This is a genomic window from Zavarzinella formosa DSM 19928 (assembly GCF_000255705.1).
Lineage (GTDB): Bacteria > Planctomycetota > Planctomycetia > Gemmatales > Gemmataceae > Zavarzinella > Zavarzinella formosa.
This window is the reverse complement of sequence record NZ_JH636441.1, coordinates 510,868-534,024: the sequence shown is the minus strand read 5'-3', so window position 1 is coordinate 534,024 and position 23,157 is coordinate 510,868. Positions and strand designations below refer to the sequence as shown.

15 protein-coding genes and 1 tRNA gene are annotated in these 23,157 nt (G+C 58.7%); 11 read left to right on the top strand and 5 right to left on the bottom strand.

Annotated features, from left to right (window positions below):
- The first annotated feature begins 26 nt into the window (after positions 1-26).
- From BGIM_RS0118640 to BGIM_RS0118620, 4 genes are all read left to right on the top strand, one after another.
- A complete protein-coding gene (locus tag BGIM_RS0118640; protein WP_020471248.1) occupies positions 27-1,079 on the top strand; it encodes a hypothetical protein in 1,053 nt (350 codons plus the stop codon).
- A gap of 295 nt (positions 1,080-1,374) precedes the next feature.
- A complete protein-coding gene (locus BGIM_RS0118635; protein WP_020471247.1) occupies positions 1,375-2,316 on the top strand; it encodes a TIM44-like domain-containing protein in 942 nt (313 codons plus the stop codon).
- A 10-nt stretch (positions 2,317-2,326) separates the two neighbouring features.
- Positions 2,327-3,523 (top strand): acyltransferase family protein, encoded by a 1,197-nt coding sequence (locus tag BGIM_RS51165; protein ID WP_157369204.1) that lies wholly within the window; start codon positions 2,327-2,329, stop codon positions 3,521-3,523.
- A gap of 169 nt (positions 3,524-3,692) precedes the next feature.
- Complete coding sequence (locus BGIM_RS0118620) at positions 3,693-6,050, top strand: beta strand repeat-containing protein (protein ID WP_020471244.1); 2,358 nt, start codon at positions 3,693-3,695, stop codon at positions 6,048-6,050.
- A 40-nt stretch (positions 6,051-6,090) separates the two neighbouring features.
- On the opposite strand, the gene BGIM_RS51160 is transcribed toward BGIM_RS0118620, so the two are convergent.
- Complete coding sequence (locus BGIM_RS51160; RefSeq protein WP_020471243.1) at positions 6,091-6,318, bottom strand: BON domain-containing protein; 228 nt, start codon at positions 6,316-6,318, stop codon at positions 6,091-6,093.
- A 190-nt stretch (positions 6,319-6,508) separates the two neighbouring features.
- Between BGIM_RS51160 and BGIM_RS0118610 the strand changes: the two genes are divergently transcribed.
- From BGIM_RS0118610 to BGIM_RS57800, 4 genes are all read left to right on the top strand, one after another.
- Positions 6,509-6,581, top strand: a tRNA-Phe gene (locus BGIM_RS0118610).
- A gap of 176 nt (positions 6,582-6,757) precedes the next feature.
- Positions 6,758-11,584, top strand: a complete 4,827-nt coding sequence (locus BGIM_RS0118605; protein WP_020471242.1) for a hypothetical protein — start codon at positions 6,758-6,760, stop codon at positions 11,582-11,584.
- A 208-nt stretch (positions 11,585-11,792) separates the two neighbouring features.
- Positions 11,793-12,575 (top strand): phytanoyl-CoA dioxygenase family protein, encoded by a 783-nt coding sequence (locus BGIM_RS57805; protein ID WP_020471241.1) that lies wholly within the window; start codon positions 11,793-11,795, stop codon positions 12,573-12,575.
- Between the two features lie 26 nt (positions 12,576-12,601).
- Positions 12,602-13,642 (top strand): ArsI/CadI family heavy metal resistance metalloenzyme, encoded by a 1,041-nt coding sequence (locus BGIM_RS57800; protein ID WP_020471240.1) that lies wholly within the window; start codon positions 12,602-12,604, stop codon positions 13,640-13,642.
- 12 nt (positions 13,643-13,654) lie between these two features.
- Here the strand turns inward: BGIM_RS57800 and BGIM_RS0118590 are convergent, their stop codons facing one another.
- The 4 genes from BGIM_RS0118590 to fae form a co-directional block, all read right to left on the bottom strand.
- Positions 13,655-14,077, bottom strand: a complete 423-nt coding sequence (locus tag BGIM_RS0118590) for a protein-tyrosine phosphatase family protein (RefSeq protein WP_020471239.1) — start codon at positions 14,075-14,077, stop codon at positions 13,655-13,657.
- Positions 14,078-14,104: 27 nt separating this feature from the next.
- A complete protein-coding gene (locus tag BGIM_RS67170) occupies positions 14,105-14,863 on the bottom strand; it encodes a hypothetical protein (RefSeq protein WP_020471238.1) in 759 nt (252 codons plus the stop codon).
- 89 nt (positions 14,864-14,952) lie between these two features.
- Positions 14,953-15,825, bottom strand: a complete 873-nt coding sequence (locus tag BGIM_RS0118580; RefSeq protein ID WP_020471237.1) for a bifunctional NADP-dependent methylenetetrahydromethanopterin dehydrogenase/methylenetetrahydrofolate dehydrogenase — start codon at positions 15,823-15,825, stop codon at positions 14,953-14,955.
- A 96-nt stretch (positions 15,826-15,921) separates the two neighbouring features.
- On the bottom strand, positions 15,922-16,419 hold the full coding sequence (gene fae / locus BGIM_RS0118570; protein WP_029630167.1) for a formaldehyde-activating enzyme: 498 nt from the start codon (positions 16,417-16,419) through the stop codon (positions 15,922-15,924).
- 216 nt (positions 16,420-16,635) lie between these two features.
- Here fae and BGIM_RS51145 point away from each other — a divergent pair, with 216 nt between their 5' ends.
- From BGIM_RS51145 to BGIM_RS0118545, 3 genes are all read left to right on the top strand, one after another.
- Positions 16,636-17,478: a prephenate dehydrogenase gene (locus BGIM_RS51145; protein WP_020471234.1), complete on the top strand. Its 843-nt coding sequence runs from the start codon at positions 16,636-16,638 to the stop codon at positions 17,476-17,478.
- On the top strand, positions 17,462-20,353 hold the full coding sequence (purL, locus tag BGIM_RS0118560) for a phosphoribosylformylglycinamidine synthase subunit PurL (protein ID WP_020471233.1): 2,892 nt from the start codon (positions 17,462-17,464) through the stop codon (positions 20,351-20,353). The genes BGIM_RS51145 and purL overlap by 17 nt, the downstream gene beginning before the upstream one ends.
- A gap of 572 nt (positions 20,354-20,925) precedes the next feature.
- Complete coding sequence (locus tag BGIM_RS0118545) at positions 20,926-23,157, top strand: HlyD family secretion protein (protein WP_020471231.1); 2,232 nt, start codon at positions 20,926-20,928, stop codon at positions 23,155-23,157.

The following is a 23,157-nucleotide window of genomic DNA, read 5'->3' as shown; positions in this document are numbered from 1 at the left end:
AAGCATGGATGTCAAACCGGTGAAGCATGAAACCCCTGAAACCGAACGGCCAAATCGACTTGGAACATCGGGTGGAATTTCTGCGGGGATCATTGGGAAATTCCGTCATCCTAGCCTCAGCCGACAACGGACATGTTTCGTTGATTGATCTCGATTTGAACTCTGTTCGACACTCCCGCCCAACAACGGAACTGAGGGGAATTGCCCTGCATCCCTTCGAACCGCTGATCGCCTTCGCGGATGACACGACCGGCTCGTTGATCGTTCAGAGATTTGACGGAACGAGTGTCGCTCAAATCGAATCGCCTGATCTTGCGGAGGATGCCCCCGAATGGATGTTGGAAGGCTTTATCGACTGCCACTTCGACCCTGACGGAGACTTTCTCTGGCTTTTGGCCAGCCTTGGCGATGATGCTTGCGAGGTGTTGTTGGTCGAAACGAAAGGCTGGTCCGTGGTCCAACGAGAGACAATTACCGATGACTTTGGCAGTTGTTTTTGGTCGTTTCATTCCACGGGGAGACCTGGGTTGATTTCGCTTTGGATGGCGGCGGCACAAGACGGACAGGTTATTTATTGGCTGACTCGAAAAGGGTCGAATTTCACCGTGGCGCAAGAGAAAACGTTTGGCGATTGCACCTCTCCCGTGTTTTCATCGGACGGCTCCGAGTTCTTGGTGTTGATAACGTCCGATCTTTCGATCGGCCGCTTGTCGTTTCCGAGCATGGAGGAATTGAACCCGCCATTGTCATCGCCGGACGAAGTCAATTCATTCGATTCGTTCATGTGTTACCTGGATCATGAGAACGCGTTGATCCGCGCGGGTGAAGGGCGGATATTTTTGATTGACACAACGACGATGACGATCAAAGACGAACTTGCCATTCAGGGACATGAACCCGGGCCGTTTGGAAAATACTTTCCAACTCTTTCCGAAGTGCGGGGTTTGGCGACCGACATTACCATGTTCGAGAGGTTGGGCAATTTGGTCGTCTTCGTTTTCCGGCGTGACCGAGGTACCGAAGTGGCTGGGTGGAAAGACTCGCTGTTGTGGTGTTCGGTGAGCGAACTTACAAACTGACTTGCCGCTCTCCCGGTCATGCTTTCCAAATTGTCGCTGAGATTTTAAGTCGCCTCTTGGTCAGTCCAAATAATAATCTTGATGCTGCTTAATCGTGACACTCGCGAGATAACTTTGAGGAACAAATCGCGGGACAAAATATTTGAAAGAGCCATCATCTTGAATGCGATTGGATGGAAAGCCTGACGGTTGGACTGGTGGAAGGCAATCGCCAAAGCCCGCCGGAAGGTTCGTCAGGCTCGAAAGTCTGGCCTGCTTTTTTCGTCGCCATGAACCACCATTGCCGGGTGCCCTCATGTGGTCATCACTCGTTCTTTACATCCAAGAGTTTCTGGCCGAGGTGGCCTACTACGCCGGCCGGCTGATGTTGCTCCTTTTCCCGCTGGTCATGCTGGGGCTTGGCGCGTTGAATTTCTTCCGGCCGGAAGACCGGTATCAATGGGTTCCCAATGCCTTGCTGGCCGGCCCTTTTGTTTTTATCGCCCTCATGCTTCTATGGATGGCCATTGTGACGGCCAACGGCGGCAAATCTCTCACCAGTGTTTTCCATCGCGGCCGAAGCATCGCCCTTGAAGAACAAATGCGCGAGGATCGAAAACGTCGCGGAGAGAAGAAACCCGATCCGGTTCGCGCCGTCGGCGACACCATCCCCGATTGGAAGATCGTCAAGAAAGCCGAAGCCGCCCTGGCCGTGATGAAATTTCTCGACAAAGAAGATCCGCAATTTGATGTCCGGCGCCTGCCCAAACGAGTGGAGGCGACGATCATCGTCATGCGAAAATCGTTTGAAGAGGAAAAACTGATGGGTTTGAGAAAGAACCTGACACCAGCCTTTTTCAAGGCGACCAAGAAACGGCTTGACGAGCTTCGAGAACGCGGAGAACGGCAAATTTACGGTGATCTCGATGTGCGAAAAATCACCGTCCTGCATGTCGAATCACCGGAAAATGACGGCCCGGCGAGGGTGACCGCCCTCGTCAGTGTGAAATCTCGTGATTACGTTCGGCTGAAAAAAACTAAAAAGGTCATTCGGGGCGAGGAAAACGAATGGGTGGTGGTCCGCGAAATTTGGGTCTTCCAATGGGACGGCGAACGCTGGCGCGCCGACGACATCCTCTCTCCCGAGATCATCGACGACATTCTTGCCAGGCCGCATATTATTCCGGCGGATCGTTTCGAGGATTTCCGCAGCCAGCATCCTCCCTCGATTTATTCTCAAGTCACTAATGCCGGTTGAACCCTGCGATATGAACTTACCCGCCCACACCGACCACACCGAAACGCAATCCGGGGGGTCGACACCCCCGCAGGCTCGTTACGGCGCTTTTCTCGAAGGGATGCGGGGAGCCGCCGCCCTCTATGTCGTCCTCCATCACATTCATTTACATGTCGATTGGGTGGACGGTTTGGGGCGGTTTGTCGAACTCCGCAGGCCCCTGAACTTCGGGCATTATGCCGTGGCGGTTTTCATTGTGCTATCCGGGTACTGCCTGATGATCCCCGTGGCGGCCGCCCCGGACGGGCGGCCTCGCGGGGGCTTCGTGGCGTACATCTATCGGCGGGCCAAACGCATTTTGCCGCCGTACTTTGCGGTTCTGGCCTTGGTCTTGGCGGCCATCTCCCTCGTGCCTCGCTGGCAGGAATCGACGGGAACCCACTGGGATACATCCCTTCCCGCCCTGACGCCGGACGTGATTACCTCGCATGTCTTTCTTGTGCAAAATCTGCGGAAAGAGTGGATATTCAAGATCGACTCTCCCCTCTGGAGCGTCGCCACCGAATGGCAAATCTATTTCGCCTTCCCGGCCTTGTTGTGGTTGTGGCGACGGTGCGGAATGGGAATCGCCGTCGGGATCGCCTTTCTGGTTGGTTATGGCCTGTTTCTGGTCGGGTTTGTCATGCGGCAACCGGCGGCTTTGGAGGCGTGTCCGTGGTACTTGGGGTTATTCGCCATCGGGATGGCGGCCGCATTGAAAACCACCCGGTGGCCGACCGCCCCACGGCGACGGTGGATACCCCTGATGTTTGGTTGCCTCGTCATCGGGGCGGCGCTTTTCGCCATTGAGGGCAAGTTTGGACTTTTGGAAAGCCGGGGGGTGCCGAGACGGGTGATCTTGGATTCTATCTTCGGGGCGGCGACGGCCTGCCTGATTATCCATTGTGCCCAGTCATCCGGCCGGCCGGGGGAAAACCATTCGTGGATTGTCCGGATACTGGAGAGCGGACCGGCCCGCTGGCTTGGTTCGTTTTCTTACAGTCTCTATCTAATCCACGATCCTTTGCTGGCTTGGCTGAACCTTGGCCTGATTGATGCGAACCTGAGCGACCAGCAACGGATGGCCGTGATGTTCGGAGCGGGCCTGCCCGGTGTCATCCTGGCTGCTTATCTCTTCTATCTTGTCTTTGAACGTCCCTTTCTCAACCGGGTTCGTCGGGCGCGGTAATCCCCCCTTTTGCCCATTCTCACTTCCTTGGAATTTGCTTGCTATTCCGGGCCGTCGCGGGTATCCCCCCACCCGCTCATGATGGCCGGATTGTTTCGGGTGGCGGGGGAAAATGCCATTCGCTTCATGAAGGCTCGCAACAGTACCTTTCCAAATGAAGGGGGAACGTATGCGCCGCTCAACATCGTTGACGGTCACTGCCTTGGAAAACCGCGAGGTAATGACGGGTGACTTGGTTTACGCCTTGCAACTGACTGGTTTGCCCGCCGATTCTTTTGTTCGCATCGCGGCCGACCCGGCCGGGAACAGCTACGTCACCGGGACATTCACCGGCACGGTGGACCTGAACCCGAGTTCGACGGCCGCTTTTAACGTGACCAGCAAAGGCGGCACGGATGTCTTCGTCGCCAAGTACGGTTACTCGGGGCAGTTGCTCTGGGCCGACACGCTGGGCGGCACGGGCAACGACACTGTTTCGGACATCACCTTTGACGGAGCCGGAAACAGCTATATCACCGGATCATTCAACGGGACCGTGGATTTCAACCCGGCCGCCGCGACGGCCGGCAACCTGACCGCCTCTTCGGGTGGTTCCGCGTATTTGTGGAAACTCGGATACAACGGCGGGTTGGTATATGCGAACATGGTTGGCGGTAAGAGCACGGCCAGCAGCGTGACCGTCGATCCGTTGGGCAACGCGGTGGTCACGGGGCAGTTCTTCGGAACCGCCGATTTCAACCCCTCGGCGACCGTGACCAACAACCTCACGACGACGAACGTCGCCGGGGCGGGTTTCATTTGGAAAACCTACAACACCGGCCTTTATGCGTGGGCCAGAGACATTCAATCGGCCGGGGGAATTAGCCTCACCTCCGTCGCCATCGACGGGGCCGGGAACGTCATCGCCGGCGGGCAATTCAACGGCTTGGCGGACTTTGACCCGAGCGCCACGACCAAATTCAACATCAACGGCGGCAGTTTCTGGACCCCGGCCGTGGTCAAACTCAATTCGGCCGGGAACTTCCTCTGGGCAAAATCGGCCGCCGTGGTCACCGGGTCGGTGAGCGCGGTCAACAACATCGTCGGTGTGCAACTCGATTCCCAAGGGAACGTCTACGCGGCCGGAAACTTCGGCGGGGCCGTGGACTTTGATCCCGGAACGGCCGTTTCCAAGCTGACCAGCATTGGCGGCACCGACGGTTTCGTCTGGAAATTGAGTTCGGCCGGCAACCTTCTCTTTGGCGATCGGTTTGGAACCGCGGCCGACGATAAAGTGACCGACTTGGGGATGGACAAGGCGGGGAACACCTACACCATCGGCCAATTCACCGGCGCCGGGGATTTTGATCCCGGAACCACTGTCGCCAACCTGTTCGCAGGATCGGGGACCAACACTTTTATCTTGAAACTATCCACAACCGGGGCATTGCGCACGGCCCGCACACTCGGGAACGGCAACGGCACGACAAACGCCACCGGTATCTGGGCCGACGGGGCCGGGAACGTTTACGCCGCGGGAACATTTGCGGGAACCGTGGACTTTGATCCCTCGGCCGGGACCAGCACGCAAACGACCGCCACGTCGGCCGGTTTCGTGGCGAAAATCTACACCCCGGCGACCGCCGCCGCCAAGCCGCCGAATAACACTCCCATCAACGTCAGCGCCGGGGGGCCGTACACGATCAACGAAGGGGCCGCGTTCAGCCCAAAGGCGACGGCCGTGGACCCGGATGCCAATGCGCTCACCTATTCTTGGGACTTGAACGGAGACGGCATTTACGGTGACGCCACCGGCGCCGCCCCGGTGGTCACTGCCGCCAAGATGGCCTCGCTCGGACTCGGGGATAGTCGCGGAACTCCTTGGAATGTCCGGGTGCAAGTGTCCGACGGGGTCAACATTCCCGTGGTGGCCTCCACAACATTGACGATCAACAACGTCGCCCCCACGGCCAAGTTCGCCCCGCTGTTGGGAACGGCTTTTGAAGGAATCGGAACCTCGGTCAGTTTCACGAGTCCCGCCGATCCGTCGGTGGGCGACACCAAAGCCGGTTTTCGGTACAGTTTCGATTTGAACGGGGATGGCAAGTTTGACATCGGCAACGGCGCCTCTTTCGCAGGTTCAGTGACGACCGCGACCGCCGCCTTAAAAGGCGCATTTGCCGAAAGCGGTTCGGTGTTGGTGCTGGGCCGGATCTTTGACCGCGATGGCGGGTACCGTGATTACACGGTTCGCGTCAACTTTTTGAATCTCCCGCCGACGGCCACATTCACATCCGTGGGGGTGCAAACAGTCGGAACCCCGATCACGTTCCGGTTCACGAATGTGAAAGATATTTCACCGGGGGACACCGCCGCCGGGTTCCGGTATTCGTTCGATTGGAACAACGATGGAGTATTTGACCAAACAGGCACGGCAGCCACCGCCACCCATGTGTTCCAAGGACCGGGAACATACAAGGTGCGCGGCCGGGTGATTGATCGAGACGGCGGATTTTCGGATGGATTGTTGACGCTCGTCATCAAATGACGAACGGCCCGGCCGGTTAAATGACCGGCCGGGAAGTCACTTACTTGGGGGGCAGCACCAGCAGTCGGTTCTTCAACCGGCGACCGGCCAGCACGGGCCGGATCGTTTCTTGGGCCATCTGCTTGAGGTAATACGAGGTGACAATCCCGCTCAGAACAATTTCCTGTTCGGATTCGGCGATGTCGATTCGGCGCAGGTCCGCGACGGGATTTTCCCGGAGCAATACGCCCGCAGAAACAGGTTCATGAATCGTCGTCGTTGTCATCATTCCGCTCTCCTTGAGGTCAAGCCCGTTGTCACTTCCATGTGGCGATCAGAATAATCGCTGCCTATGTGGCACCCGGCAGAATTGATACTGAAATGCTAACCAGACTGTTGGCGAAACGCAAGAAAAATTTCCCCGGATGCGAACCTTGGGCGGACATTCCGCTTCCTGAATCCTAAAAGAAGTGGTGTGAGGGTAGATAGCTCAGCTGGTAGAGCATGCGATTGAAAATCGCAGGGTCGCCGGTTCAATCCCGGCTCTGCCCACTTTGAAAACCCCGCCTTGTTTACAAGGCGGGGTTTTTTCATGGAATGTTGGATTCTTGAAACACACATTCCATAATCCCGTTGCCTTCCCGCTTGCCCGCCATGCTTGATGGCAGGTACAATCAAACCATCTCCCGCATGATCGTCACGGCCATCCGCTTACACGGGGCGTCCGCATGTCTGCCGTCAAATTGCCGAAGAAACTCACCGGCCGCCTCGACGAACTTGCCAGCCGGGTTCGGCACATCACCGTTTATCGGGCCGTTGCCCGCGCGTTGTTCCTGTTGCCGGCGACGGCGTTGGTGTTGATTCTCGCCGATGCCTACCTTGGGTTTTCAAGTTCGATGCGATTGGGACTGCTGGGGTGCTGGTGCTTGTTGGTCGTCCGTGAAGTGATGAATCTGCGCTGGGCGATGAAGGTGCCGATTGATGCCGAGACCATCGCCCATGCGATTGAAACCGAATATCCCCGGATGGGCGAACGGCTCACGACCGCCGTGGAACTCAGCCGGCACGCGGACGAAAGCAACGGCTCCCCGGAACTCATCCGGGAAGTGATCCGGGACGCCCAGACACGGGCCGAACGCCTGGACTTCGAGCGGGTGTTCCCAAAAACGGCCGCCGTTCGCGGATTGTGGACCGCCCTGCTGGCGTTTATCGTCATCGCCCTGCCGCTGGCGCTGGTCTCGTCGGCCCGCGAATACGCCGGCCGGTTCTTTGCCCCGTGGCATGTTCCCACCGTCGCCGTTGATTACCGGGTGATCGTCACCTCCAAAGACCCGGCCGTGAAACGCGGCGATGCCGTCACCCTGTCGGGCTATGTGGAGGCAACCAAAGCCGGGACAGCACTGCCCGGCTCGGCCACCCTCGTCATCGATCCTTCGGGACACGGGCCGAAGGACGATTCAAGAGGGACAACGCTGCCCGACTCGGCCACCCTCGTCATCACCGCGAACGGCCGGGAAGACCGCATCCCGATGACGGCCGATGAATCAAACATTTACCGGGTGAAACGCCCTTCGGTGGAAGGAGACTTCGATTATCGCATCGAGTCCGGGTTGGCCGTGAGCGAGACCCACCACGTCACGATGGTGGAACCCGTCACGCTTTCCAAGGCCCGCCTCACCATCACTCCCCCGGCTTATGCCCGAACGGCCAACGACACGCCGACGGTGATCGAGGGACTTGGGGAACTCACCGCCCTGGAGCATGGGACGATTCAGTTCGACTTGCAATTCTCCCCGCATCCGAAAGCCGTGACCTTGGAATTCTCCCCGGAAATGGGGGACAAAACCGCGAAGAAAAAACAAACCATCGTCACGAACGACCAAGGACGCGCCAGCATCATCTGGCCCGCCCGGCAATCGGGAATGTTTCAACTGATCGCCGAGGGGGAACGGGGCGTGAAAAGCGAACTCCCCGCCCAACCGCTCCGGGTGATTGCGGACGAAAGCCCGAAGTTCCCCCGCGTCGTCGGCCTGCACGAGCGACGCCGAAACATCCGGCCGACGGAACTCCTCAAGATCGACTGCACCGCCACGGATGACATCGCCGTGAGCAAACTGGCGTTGGAATACCGCATCAACGATGGGCCGGTCCAAACGAAAGTCATCGACTCGCCGACGCTGAACACCACCCAAGCCGACGGCAAAATCTCGTGGAACATTTCCGAAATCGCCAAGAGCGGCGACATCTTGGAAGTTCGCCTCGTGGCGACGGACAACCGCCGGGTGCCGGAAGTGATGCTGGAACCGCAGACAACTCGTTACCCGGCGAAAGATTGGTCCGAATTTCTTCTCCGCGAAGATGCCGCCCCGCTGGCCGAACAGGACATCACCCAGCGCAAGGCCGAGATTGACGCCAAGCTGACGGCGATCCGCGACGAGTTAAAGGCCGAATCCCGCACAACGTATTCGCTTCGCAAAGAACTTGCCAACAAGAAAAATGTGTCGCCGGACGAAAACAAAAAACTGAACAATGTGCGGGACGACCTCGAAAGGACGGCCAACAAATTGCGGGATCTCGCCGAGGACACCGGCGTCACGCCCGAACTCCGCAAACTCGCGGAAGCGATGCGAAATTTGGAGGAAAACGAACTCCGCACCGGGACGCAATCCCTCTCAAGCGCCAAGGAAGCCACGGCATCGCCGGAGCGGAACAAGAACCTGAGCACCGCCGACGAGGCCTTGGAAAACGCCCTCAAGAAAGTGGATGAACTGCTTGCGGAGAACGAGCGGATTGCCAAGGAACGTCTCGACAAGATGAAATTGAAAGATCTCGCCGCCGAACAGCAGGAACTCGCGGACAAGGCCAAGGCCGCCGATGCGAAACAAGCCGACGAATTGAAGAAGAAACAAGAGGAAGTTCAATCAAAACTGAAGCAACTCCAAGACCAATCGGAAGCGATCAAGAAGGCCATCGAGGCCGCCAAGGCCGATGAAGCAAACAAACTGGCGAGGGAGGCCGAACGGCTGGCGAAGGAAATTCAAGAACTCAACAAGGCAATGGAAAAGACGGACAACAACGCGACAGCCGGCAAACTCGAAGACTTGAAGAAGAAACAGGAAGAACTGACAAAGAAGGCCCAAGAATTCGGCAACCAGACGGACAACGCCAGCCGGGCCGCCCAGGCCGCCCCGCTCAAGGCCGACGATGCGGCCAAGAAGGCTCTCGACAAGGGTGACCTCGACGAAGCCGCCAAGCAGCAGGAGAAAGCGGCCCAAGAACTCGACCGCCTTGCCCGCGAACTGGAGAACGCCGCCGCCAAAACCCGGAACCCGCGGGAGGCCGCGAAGCAACTCGCCCAACTGCAGGAAAATCTTCGACAGAAGTTGGCTCAAGAAACCCAAGTGATTCCCTTCGCCCAGATTCCGAAAACGGAGCAGGAAGCGATCACAAAGCAACAGGATGCCATCGAAAAGGCAACGGCCAAACTCAAGACCCCCGAGGGGGACACCGGAGCGGAAGTCGCCAAACAGCGAGCCGCCTCTGACGCGAAGAAAGCCGGGGAAGCGTTGAAGCAACAATCAGCCGAGATGGCTGACCGCCGGATGCAGGACGCCAAGAAATCGCTGGAACAACTCGCCGCCAAGCTCCCGACGGACGAGCAACGCCTGGCGAAAGCCAAGGAAGAAATCAACAAACTGAAGGAAGAACAGGAAAAGCTTCGCAAGGAAACCGAACAAGCGGCGAAGAACAACGCCGACAAGCCGGACGAACTGCGGAAGAAACTCGCGGAAGCGGCCAAGAAAGAAGCCGAGCTCACCGAAAAACTCAAGAAAACCGACACCCCCGGCCAGGAACGTCGGCAGGAGAAGACCGCCGAGGCGATGGAGAAAGCCGCCAGCGATCTGACGCACGGGAAGCCGGAAGACATCGCCAAATCCCAACAGGCCGCGAAGCAAGAACTGGAACGCCTCGAACAAGCCCTCAACGGCAAGCCCCAACCGGAACCCAAGACCGACACGCCGCCGAAAACACCCGGCGAAAACGCGGATAATGCCGATCAACTGGCGAGGAAACAACGCGAACTGGCCGATACCACCAACAAGGCCGAGGAAAACTTGAAGGGCAAAACCGGCGACGAGGCCGAGAAGGCCAAGAAAGAAGCCAAGGCCGACTTGAACCGCCAGCAAGAGGAACTGACCAAACAACTCGGTCAACTCGGCGGCACCGACGCCCCCAAGGATCGCCAGCAAGCCGAGCAGTCGATGGCTGACGCGAAAATGGAACTTGACCGCGAAAACTTCGAGGGGGCCGTTAAGAAGCAGAGGGAAGCCGCCGAGGCCCTTGACCGCCTGAGCCGTGAGGCCCGCCAGGAGGAAGCCCGGCAACAATCCGAGCGAAACGCCGACCTTCCGAACCAAGAACAGGCCAACGCCGCGAAACGTCTCGCCCAAGAACAACGCCAACTCCGCGACGAGGCCATGAAGGCCCAAGACGAATTGAACAAGCAAAACGCCAGAAAAGACAACCCGGCCGGGGAACTCGCCAAAGAGCAGGAACGGATTGCCAAGGAAGCCCAAGACCTCGCCCGCAAATCGGCCGACCGGCAGGGAGAACAAGCCGAGGCGACCAAACAAGCGAACGAAGCCGCGAAGGCCGCCGAACAGGGGGCGAAGAAATTGCAAAACGGCGAACTGCCCGACGCCCAAAAATCCGGCGAACAAGCCAAGGAGTCGATGGACAAACTGGCGAAAGACAATCCTGGCACGGAGAGCGGCCAAAAAGCCAAAGAACTGGCGCAACGTCAGGATGATGTGAACAAAAAACTTGGCGAACTGACCAAGGATGCCGGAGCCGCCAAAGCCCAGCAACAAGCCCGTGAAAAGGATCTGGCCGAGCAAGCCGGGAAACTCGGCGAGCAACTCGACCAGATGGCCCGCGAAGGAATGCAACCGAACGGATCGGCGAAGCAAGCCGGACAGGACGCCAAAAAGGCCGGCGAACAGATGAAAGCCGCGCAACAAGCCGATCAGAAGAATCAAGCCGGGCAGGCGAAAGACTCCCGCGACAAGGCGGCCAAATCTCTTGAACAGGCCGCCAAGGGCGCCCGCGAAGGTGCGAAGCCCGGCGACATGAAACCCGATGGCTCGCCACAGGCCGGGGATGCCGTGCAAAAAGCCGACCAGCAGATGAACCAAGCCGGGCAACAACTCGGCAAGGGCAAGCCGGGCGAAGCCAGCGCCCGGATGCAAGACGCCGCCCGCTCGCTGGATCAGGCCGCCAACCAACTCGGCCAGCCCCAACCCGGAGACGCCAACAAACCCGGCGAGGCTCAACGGGGCGACGGCCCAATCCCCGTCGGCGCTCCCGGCGGCCCCGGCGGCACGCCGGACCTGCGAAACTTCGCACCGGACATCGCCAAACACAACGGCAAACCGTGGGGCGAACTGCCGGGCGAAATCCGAACAAAGATTATCCAGCAAATGTCCGCCCGTTACGGCGAGGACTACGCCCGCAACATCAAACTGTATTTTGAGCAACTCGCCGAACGAAAGTGATCCGGTCCAAGGATTCCGCAATTTGATCGATTGCGGTTTTCATTGCGTCGGCCAATTTCAACAAAAAATGTTTATTAGGTGGCATCAGACAACCTGCTTGCTAATTTCTTGATTAGCGGGCAGATGTCAGCATGAACCTGGCCTCGCCGAATTGCCCTCCGCCAGAATGAAATCACAACCTTTGCCATCATGGAAAGGATTGGTCTCGATGACTGCGACCAGCCCAAAAACGACCACGGATTACCGTGCCGCCTTCGAGCGGGACGGTTTCTTTGTTGTGCGATCCCTCTTTGATCCCGCCCTCATGCGGAAAGCGTTGGCCGAGGCCGATCAATTGATGAGCGACCACGCCCGTCTGAAAAACGTGAAGAACATCCGTTGCCGATGGCAGGACAACGTGTTCACCGGCGAATGCACGTTTGAGACGTTCGACCCGGTGATCGACCTTGGCCCCGTGTGCGATCAACTGGCCCACCATCCCCGGTTGCTCAGCCTGCTGGCGACCGTTTACGGCGAACCAGCCCACCTTTTCAAGGACAAACTGATCTACAAGCCGCCGGGCGTCAAAGGTTACGGGCTTCATCAGGATTGGATTTCGTGGGAGGGCTTCCCCAAAAGTTTCCTCACCGTGCTGATTCCATTCGACCCGGCCGACCGGGACAACGGTTGCACGGTGGTCTACCCCGGCTATCACACCGCCGGATCGCTCACCCCGCAAGACGGACAATATCACGAATTGCCGGCCGACACGGTGGACGAGTCGTTGGCCGAGCCGTTGATCCTTGAACCCGGCGACGTGGCGGTGTTCGGCGGCTTCACCCCGCACCGCTCCGACCCCAACATTTCGGACCGATGGCGGCGGCAACTCTATCTGAGCTACAATGCCCACTCCGACGGCGGGGACCAGCGGGAGAAACACTACCGCGAGTTTCACGCCTGGCTCAAAATAAAATATGCCGAGTACGGCAAGACCGAGACCTACTTCGAGTAACCAATGCCTTTCGCTTCGAGGACAACATGAGCGACCCGGTCCGCTTTCATCTGTCACTAAATGTCGCCGACTTGGACAAATCAGTCAAATATTTTCGGACGCTGTTCGGAATCGAACCGGCCAAGGTCCGGGCCGACTACGCCAAATTCGAGCCGGATGAGCCGCCGCTGGTGCTTTCGCTGGAACCGGCCCGCGAGATTGCCAGCGGAGGTGCCCTGAATCATCTCGGATTCCGACTGCCAGACGCGAAGGCGCTGGTGGCCATGCAAGAGCGTCTGGAACGGGCCGGATTACGGACGAAACGGGAAGACGGCGTCGAATGCTGTTACGCCAAGCAAACCAAGTTTTGGGCCAACGATCCCGACGGAAATCTGTGGGAAGTGTACACGTTCGAGGGCGACCTTGAACATCGCGGCGGCGGGCAGTCGCAAGAAGTCGTTCTCGGAACTTCCCCGGCGCCCAAACGGGTGTCTTGGGAACACCGGATGAACGAACCGGTCCCCGCCCGCATCCCGCTGTCCGATGGCGAGGTCAACGAAGTATTGCTTCGCGGCACGCTCAACCTGCCGCTTTCGACCGCCGAACAAAAGGCGATCATCGCGGAGGCGGTGCGGGTGCTGAAGCCGGGCGGGCGGGTGTTTGTCCACGTCCTGACCGGGGAAACGCCGGTTGATTCGCCGGACCTGCCGGGTCCGGCCGGAGCGGTTCGGGCGGTCCCGTTTGAATCCCAACCGGCCAATCTGTTGGCGGAAGCCGGATTGGTCGGGGTGCGGATGTTGAAGTTCGATTCCAAACCTTGTTTCGTTCGGGGCGGGGTCGGGATGCGGGAATTGCAACTGGAAGGTTTCCGACCGGTTAAATCGTCCGGCACATCTGTCGAAGTCATGTACAAGGGACCGTTTCGAGAACTGCGGGACGACGAGGGCCGAATCTATCCGAGAGGCCACCGGGTGTCGGTCCCCGGCGAGGTGGCCGACCGCTTTCGGTCAAGCGAATTTTCCGGGCAATTCACCGTGTTTGAATCACAAACCAACCGGCCCAAGGCGATGACGGCTTGCGGAAGCTGATACGATCAACCCCTAAACGGCCGCACCCAGCGCCTGTTGAAATTGCATCAACAGACGAGGCGACACGTCGGCCGGCCCCGTGCCAATAACTTCCGTCAATGACTTGGCAAACGGCCGCCCCTCCGCCAGTGACATCCCTCCGGCCGCGACACAAACGGACCGGCTCATCCCGGCGGAACAGCAGACCAAAACAGGAACACCCGCCCGCAAAAAGACGGCAACCGATTCAACCGCCAGTCGCAACAACCAAGCCGGATTCTCCCCGCCGTCTGACAACGGGAAGCGACAACGGATTAAATCACGCGGAAGAGTGACCGCCGGTTCATTGTCGGCCAGTTCGACGACGGCTTCGATCCCGGCGGCAATCACATTGCTTGGGTTCCAAAGATCCCCGGCATTTCCCAACCAAAGCAACCGGCCGGGAACTTGCCGCATCAGGATACTCCGAGTTCAGAATGGCGATCAACTTTTGCCGAGGATCATGTCCACCAACCAACAACCACGGACATGTGGCGTGTCTTGGCGGCAATGGGAGAGAATCCGCTCGTCGTCGCAACCGGCATCCATCAACGCATCGGCCAAAATGGGCATTCGGGCAAATGCCCGGTCGTCATAGATGCCCTCGGCCAAGCCGAAGACATCAGAAGTACGCCATCGCGAGTCGAAATGGATCGAACAAAAAGGATTTCCAAAAATGTCTCGCATGAGATCAGAGGCAAATGAAAAGTGATGATGTGCTTTGTCATTACTCAGAGAATTTGTGCACCAAGTCGCCACAAATGCCAGCCAGACCTTCTCGTACATCTCACACTCTTCCAGCACCATTTGGTAAGGAGGAGATTCAAGTGTTCGACGTAAATTCCACGTTTCACACCTCCGAATGTAATCGGCCACAGAACTGGACTTCAATCGATATGTGTGCTGAGAAGTTTCGTTGTTTATTTCTTCGCGGTGAAAACTTAAATTGATCCCTTCGGAAACATAATTGGCCTTTTCCAACAAATCATTGTTTGCGTTACCATCAGCATATGCTTCTGCGATTTCAATTGCAATTTGGGAGGGCAGCGGAAGATCGTCCCAGAATGCATATGCGCAGGCGATTTGATAAAGCCGCCACTTCCGTGAAAGAGGTTTATGTGCGAGTGATTTCATCCCATTCAAATGCCGAATCATCGCTCGGGCATTAGATGTGGTCAGCCACTTTTGTTCGGACATGGCCATGAAGTGATCCTTGGCCTGCTCGCTCCGCTGCGAAGACTCCGCGTCGCGGCTTCACGAGGTTTCTTCAAGCCAGTTGCGTCGATTGATTTTCACAACCCCTCGCCCAAGTCGTAAATCTCCTCGGCGTCCAAGACGAGGTCATTTCGTTGGAACAATTTGGCAATCGCGGCTTTGTGAATTCGCATTTTCGTGCCGCCGACGCCCAACGCTCCGTAACAGATCACGCCGTCTTTGGTGACGCCCTTGTCGCCGAGTTCCACGCCTTCGATGCCGACCGGGGGGACGGCGTTCAAATCAATCGCCACTCGCAAAGCTTTCGCTTGTGCACGTAGTTTGGCGGGCAACAGCACCGCCCCGGCGGCGCCGGCGGCGATCACCAGATCACGGCCTTCGAGAGCCTTCGGGCCGTCCGTCGAACTGCCGGTGGCGATGGCTTCCACTTGGGCATTGGCGTGTCGGGCCTTGATGGTGGCGCAAACGGCTTGCGCCCGATCCAGACCGCGCGAGCCGATCCGCACATGCGCTCCCTGCCGGGCCAGCAAGCGGGCGACTCGTTGCCCCACCGGGCCGGTTCCGCCCAACACAAGGGCTTTTGATTTCGACAAATCCATATGCTTGGCGGCCGCCCGGACGGCGGCGGCGGCGGTGGTGTTTGATCCATTGGAGTCGAGCATCACGGAGACGCTCAGGCCGTATTGCGGAATCAGGCTCTTGCGAACCTCGGCAAGAATCGCCTCCCCGGCCGAGACATCGCTGCCGCCGACGAACACGGCGGTGGACATCAAATCTTTCGGCCCTCGCGTGAAGATCGCCCCGTGAACGAGTGCCTGCACCTGCACGGGAGTCACACCCGCGTGGGTGAACAAAAATTCAGTACCGGCATCGACGGCGACGACGCGGTCGAACACGGACGCTTGGTTGTCGGTGTCCAGTTGGATGAGGATTTTCTTTTTGTCAGACATGGGAGAATCCGGAATGCGGAAGGGAAGAGATGACCGGCAGGACAGACGGGAAACGGAACCGGAAGTCGGCTTTCAATTCCGTTTCCCCAAACTCACTCACTCGAACGGGTGCTTGGTTTCTTTCTTGGCGATGATCTCTTCGATTTTCGGTTCGCCGGTCATGGCTCGCTTGATGGAGAGCTTCACGGCTTCGTAGTTGTTCTTGTAGATCTTGGCGTGGCTGTCGGACTTCGGGTCGATGTAGACGCCGCAAACGATCACGAGATCGTCGGCGAGGTGCTTGGGGATGACCCCTTCGACGACCGAATCAACGACGCCACGAGCGACGGCGGCCTGAACGGCGCCGAACATGTCGATGACTTGCTTGCTGCCCTTGATGGTCACCTTGGTGATCATCACGGTGGCGGGCTTGCACACGATGTTCGGGCTGACAACCGCCAGCAGATTCGTGTGGCCGGCCGATTGGTTGGCCAGGGCGTTGGCAAACGCCACGCCGACCGGGCCGTCCTTCGACCCGATCAACAGGTCGATGTGGGACACGTTCGCAAGATCGGAACCTTCGATGACGAGCGCTTCGCCAATGAACATGGACATGAAGAGTCTCTCCGGGAGAAAAACGGGTGACACGGTTGGGGAAACAATATCGGCCACTTTGAAGATGACAAGGTGACCGGGAGACAAGGTGACAAGGTGACAAAACCGGCCCATCCCGTGTCCTTGGTTTCTCACCTTGTCTCCCGGTCACCTTGTCTCCTTGTCGCAGACATTGATCGAAGCCCAATTGAAGAGACAGTTTGTACAATTCCCCTCATGCTGTTTGACACGCTTGCCATCGTTGGCGTGGGGTTGCTTGGCGGGTCCGTGGGGCTGGCGGCGAAGGCTCGCGGGCTGTCCCGGCATGTCGTCGGGATTGGCCGCACGCCCGCGAATCTGAACCGGGCCAAAGAACTCGGCATCCTCGATTCCTTCACGACCAATCTCGCCGAGGGGGTTTCCTCGGCCGACATCATCGTTGTCTGTTCCCCGGTCGATCTGATTGCCGCCCATGTGTTGGAGGCCGCGAAGGCCGCGAAGCCTGGCGCGTTGCTCACGGATGTCGGCAGCACCAAGGGGAACATTGTCCGGGATGTCGAAGCAAAACTCCCGCCGGGCGTCGATTTTGTCGGGGCGCATCCGCTGGCCGGGTCGGAGAAACAGGGGGCCGAGTTTGCTCGCGTCGATCTCTTTGACGGTCGCATGTGCGTGCTGACGCCAACGGCGAACACCAAGCCAGCCGCCAAAGAACGGGCGACGCTGTTTTGGCAAACCATCGGCTCCCAAGTGCGAACCCTGTCGCCGGAAGAACACGATCTGGCGCTGGCCACCACCAGCCATCTGCCGCACTACATTGCCGCGTTGCTGGCGCGGCAGCTTCCCGAAGCATGGCGGCCGTTTGCGGCCACCGGCTTTCGGGACACCACCCGCATTGCCGCCGGAGACCCGCATTTGTGGACGGCCATCGCCAGCGAAAACACACTAGCCATCTCGCACGCCTTGGATGTCTTTGCCGGGCAACTGGAGACATTGCGCGAGGCCGTGCTGAACCAAAACACTGCTGAACTAGGCCGACTGTTGACCGAAGCGAAAAGGGTGCGAGATGCTCTGGGAAGTTGAAATCCGTCCGCTGGGCTTGGATGGCGAACGGGAACGGGTGTGCGACGAGTTCGACCTGCTGACGCACTCCCAACGCGGGGCGGACTGGGTTTCGTCCAGTTCGCGGGGTTTCCTCTTGGAAGGGGAAATCGACCGGGCGGCCGCCGAACAACTGATGAAGGATCTCCTCGCGGACTTGGTCGTCGAGGAAGCGTCTGTGTTCGAGGTCGGCCACACCAGCGGCACCTACAGTTTCACCGTGTTGCTCAAGCCCGGCGTGATGGACCCGGTCGCGGAAAGCGTTCTCGGGGCCGCTGCCGATTTGGGAGTGCCGCTCAAGGCCGTGCGGACCTTTCGCCGTTACTTCGGGCCGGAGAACATCCCCTCGGCAGATCAGAATTTGCTCTTCCGCAAAGTGCTGGCCAACGACGCCATCGAGCAAGTGATCCTCGGCCCGCTGAAGCCGGAACACCTCGCCTTGGGCAAGCCATATGCCTTCAAGAAGACCATCGTTCCCCTGCGAAATCTGGGGGATGATGAGTTGGTGAAACTCAGCAAGGAAGGGCAACTAGCCCTCAACCTTGACGAGATGAAGACGGTTCAAGCCCACTTCAAAGAACAAGACCGCGACCCCACGGACGTGGAACTGGAAACCGTCGCCCAAACCTGGAGCGAACACTGTTCCCACAAAACGCTCAAGGGAACCATCGATTACACCGAGATCAACGGCGGCCAGCGCAAAACGATCCGCTACGGCAATCTGTTGAAGGAAACCATCTTCGGGGCCACGCAAGAACTGCGGAAACGCTTTGGGGCCGACGACTGGTGTGTCAGCGTCTTTGCGGACAACGCCGGGGTCGTGACCTTTGACGAAAATTTCCACGCTTGTATTAAGGTGGAAACGCACAACCACCCATCGGCCATCGAACCCTACGGCGGCGCCAACACCGGCCTCGGCGGCGTGATCCGCGACCCGCTCGGCACCGGGCTTGGGGCGAAACCGATCTGCAACACAGACGTGTTTTGCTTCGCCAACCCGGACTTCCCGCCGGATGACCTTCCCACGGGCGTCATCCATCCCCGCCGAACGATGATCGGCGTCGTCTCCGGCGTGCGCGATTACGGCAACCGCATGGGCATCCCCACAGTCAACGGAGCCATCGTCTTTGACGAACGGTATCTGGCCAACCCGCTGGTGTTCTGCGGCACCCTCGGCATCATCCCAGTGGACAAAGTTGAAAAGGCTTCCAAACCGGGCGATTACATCGTCGCCGTCGGCGGTCGCACCGGGCGGGACGGCATCCACGGCGCTACCTTCTCCTCTTTGGAACTGACCGACGAATCGGAAACCGTCAGCGGCGGGGCCGTGCAGATTGGCAACGCCATCGCCGAAAAGAAAGTGCTGGATGTTATCCTGCAAGCCCGTGATTTGGGCCTCTACTCGGCCATCACCGATTGCGGGGCGGGCGGTTTTTCCTCGGCTGTCGGCGAAATGGGGGCCGACCTCGGGGCCAGCGTGCAACTCGAAAAATGTCCGCTGAAATACGCGGGCCTGAGCTACACCGAAATCTGGATTTCCGAATCACAAGAGCGGATGGTTCTGGCGGTCCCGCCGAAGAATTGGCCCGAATTGCAAGCTCTATGCGCGGGCGAAGGGGTCGAGGCGGCGATCATCGGAACCTTCGAGAACACCGGCCGATTGAAGCTCTCCTATCAAGGCGAACCGGTCGGCGACGTGGCGATGCACTTCCTGCACGACGGCCGGCCGACGACGGCCAAGGTCGCCGAATACGAAGTGAAATCGGCCACCCCGGCCACCGGCGGGACGGCGATGCCACCGGCCGATGCCCTGCTCAAAATTCTCGGCAGTTACTCCGTCTGTTCCAAGGAATGGGTAATCCGGCAGTATGACCACGAAGTGCAAGGGGGCAGCGTCATCAAGCCGTTGACCGGCGTGATGAACGACGGGCCTTCTGATGCCTCCGTTGTCATGCCCGTTTTGGGTTCGATGAAAGGTCTGGCCGTCGCCTGCGGGCTAAATCCGCGTTACGGCGATCTCGACACCTATCACATGGCGGCCACCGCGATTGACGAGGCGGTGCGAAACGTCGTCGCCGTCGGCGGCAATCCGGCCCGCACGGCCATCCTCGACAACTTCTGCTGGGGCAACGTGAACGACCCGGCCATCCTCGGTTCGCTCGTCCGCACATCGGAAGCCTGCCGGGACGTGGCCCTCGCTTTTGGCACCCCGTTCGTCAGCGGCAAGGATTCGCTGAACAACCAATACACCAGTGCCAACCGCAAAATCTCCATCCCCGGCACGCTGCTGGTGACCGCGATGGCCCATGTGGACGACGTTCGCCAGTGCGTGACGATGGATTTGAAAGAAACGGGCAACGAACTTTATCTGGTGGGAACCACCAAGGACGAACTCGGCGGCTCCCACTACCACCTGATCACCGGCCAAACCGGCGGCCAGGTTCCCACGGTCGATGTCTCCACCGCTCCAAAGATCTTCAAGGCAATGCACTCGGCCATCACCGGAGGCTTGATCCGGTCCTGCCATGACCTAAGCGAAGGGGGCTTCGCCGTCTCCATCGCCGAAATGGCTTTCGCCGGCAAAATCGGGGCCGACATCACCGAGTTGACGACCGCCGCCCCCGGCATCGACGATACTGCACGCCTGTTCAGCGAATCCGCAACACGCTTTGTGATTGAAGTAAAACCCGCCAACGGGGCCGCGTTGAAAAAAATGTTTGATGGCCTCCCCTTGGCCAAGGTGGGAACAACGGTGAAGGAACCCCGCCTGCGGATTGCCGGAGCCGACGGCGAATGGCTGGTGTGGGCGAAACTCGATTCGTTGAAAGAAGCGTGGCAAAAACCGTTGCGATGGTGATGGGGAAGAAAGACATTTTTTAGCCACGGATCGAACACGGATGAAACACGGATTCGGACAAGACAAAAACATGATGAAAGCATGATCAGAAGAACAGACACTGATCCTGTAAATGCTTATCCGGCCTTTTATCAAGTTTTGATCTGATTTGGTTTTTGTCCGAATCCGTGTTTCATCCGTGTTCCATCCGTGGCTAAAAAGGTTTTGGTTTTCACAGCCATCCAACGTGCGTTTATGCCCGGCCCTTCCAATTCATGCGGCTCACACGTTAAAATCGTTAAAATCCTCAAATTAGTTGCTTGACTTCTTCGGAATCATCGAAAAATTCCGCAAAGTCAAATTGACCGGCCAATTTGCCCCTGTTAGCATGTTCAACACAATCGGTTGATTTAGAACAATCAATTTGATTGATGAAACCTGACCCCCGGACTCGCAACCAACTGCCTCCCCCCTCCGCGCCCCTGCGATTCCGGCGACTGCGTTCCTCCATCGGTCGATGAACACGATCTCAGCGGCTGTTCCGTCAAACGGCCTTCTGCCTGTGTTTCTTCAGCCAACCTGCGAGCGTGACCATGTGGGCCGACACCCCGATTATTCGTCTCATTGCCTTTAGCTGCCTCATTGGCTTCGTCGTTTTCTGCCTGTCGTATAGCACGCTTGTCTGGAGACGCCGCAATCGTTCCACCGGGGCGGCCGACGCCGGTTTTCTCCAGCGTTATCGGGGATGGTTCGTCACGTCCGGCGTTCTCGGCATATTGCTGCTGGCCGTCTCGGCCGCCGTGCGGGAAGCCGTGTCGTCCGAAGCGGTGGTGACCACGGAAAGCTTCTTCATCCCCCGTGCCTCCGAAGACATGCACGCCTTGGAGGTCGCCAAAGAAGGGCCGATCAACAAGGGGGATTTGCTGGTGAAATTCACCTCCCCCAAAGTGTCGGCCGAACTGGACGAAGCCAGACTCAAACTCAAACGATTGGAAGCCGAGCAAAAGGCCCTGCCGCTCCAGCCGTTGCCGCTTGATTCGGAATTGATCCGGCGACACCAAAACGCGGAGTCGGCCAAGCGAACGCTGCAAGATTCCCAGAACGTGGTGCTGTCCTCTTTGGAAACGGCCGTGCGGGAACTCCGTCAGCAGATCGACACCAAGCATGAAACGCTGACAAAGACCGACGGCGAACTGGAGGTGAACACCAAGGAATTGCGTCAGGCCGAGGACCGGCTCCGCATCACCCGCGTTCAACTGGACCGCGAACAGGCGTTGGAGAATCGCGGGGCCATCCCCGCCACGGAGTTGGACGAACGCCGCAAGGAAGTGTCCGCGTTGGTGTCCGAAGTGGCCAAGCAGCAGTCCCGCCAGACGACACTAACGGGCCAAAAGAAACAAACAGAGGAAATGCTCGCCACCCTGAAGAAACTGGAAAAATCCCAAACGGATATTCTTCAGGCCGAGCATGCCCGCATCCGCATTGAACTGGTCAAGGCCGCGACCGAAAGTGGAGAATTCCACGGCAAACTGGTGGCCGACACCGAACGGGCCACGAAATTGCGGGCCAGCGAAATCGAGCAAATGAGCCTGCGAGTCGGCGAGACGCGGGCGATGATGAACGGTTTGCAGGAACGTCTCGAACGCCGTGCCCCGTTTTCCGGCCGCGTGTTCTACGCCCACCCCTCCGGGGCGGCGGCCCCGGCCAATGCCCCCATCGTCGTTCTCGGGCCGGAGGATGGTTTCCGTACCCGTGTCCGCATCCCGGCCACGCAACTCGAAGCGTTGAAGACCGCCAAGGATGTCACGTTGGATGTCGGCGAGGGACAACTCGCCCGCGTGTTCCCCGCAACATTCCGACAATCATTCGACTTGCCCTCCGAGCCGAATTATGTCATTGCGGAACTGGACACCAATCCGTCGGCCGAGGCGGTGAAGGTGATGGCCGAGGACTCCCGCATGAAGGCCCGCCTGACCTGGCGCTTCCCGATCTGGACATTCTGGCCCTTCAAGATCAGCCTGTTTCTCATTGGCTTCGGGTTGATCGGTTATTTCCTCGGCATGTCTTCGCAAGCGATGTCGTCGGCCGTCGCCGCCCCGCAAAAAGTCCCCGCGACCACGCAACGAGTCGAAGCCCCAAAGATCGTCGAGGCACCCAAGCCAACGACGATCACCGTGGAACAACCCCGCGTTGTTGTTCCGGTGGTGGCGCCTCCCGTGACAGCCAATGTTGTGAAGACTTCGCCTCCAAGCAAAGCATCCGCGCCGGCCACTCCAACAGCGACTGTGCCGACAACAGCCAAGCCATCGACGGAAGAGGGCATTTTCGTCGGAACGGCGCCAGTCGTCCGACCCAACGCATCAACCGCCGTGACGCCCATCGTCGGTGTTTCACCGGAACGTGAGCGAGTCACGATGGTGGCGGTGAAGCCGGACGGGGACACGAAAATGGTGCCCTTCATCCGCGACTTGGTGAAACAAGAACCCATTGTGGTCGGGCCATCCGAATCGAGCAAACTGCTGGAAGTGCTGGCTGTTCGCCTTCGAGACTCGATCAACCAGGAAAAACTTGAGATCGATCTGGTGGAATCGGCCGAGTGGGCTTTCCAGCAACACGGCCAACGGGCGGTTCGCATCTTCCGGCAGGTCTTCCGCGAAGACACTGGTTATGTGCCGCACATGCGATCGCTGTACACCAAACTCGACACCCCGCTGGCGTCCGGTCCCACCGCCGCCGTGCAGGAACAGCGTGAGCTTGTGAAGCGCACCGGCAAAATTCTGGAAGCCATCGGCGCCCGCTTTCTTTCACCCGCCTCGGTCGCCTGA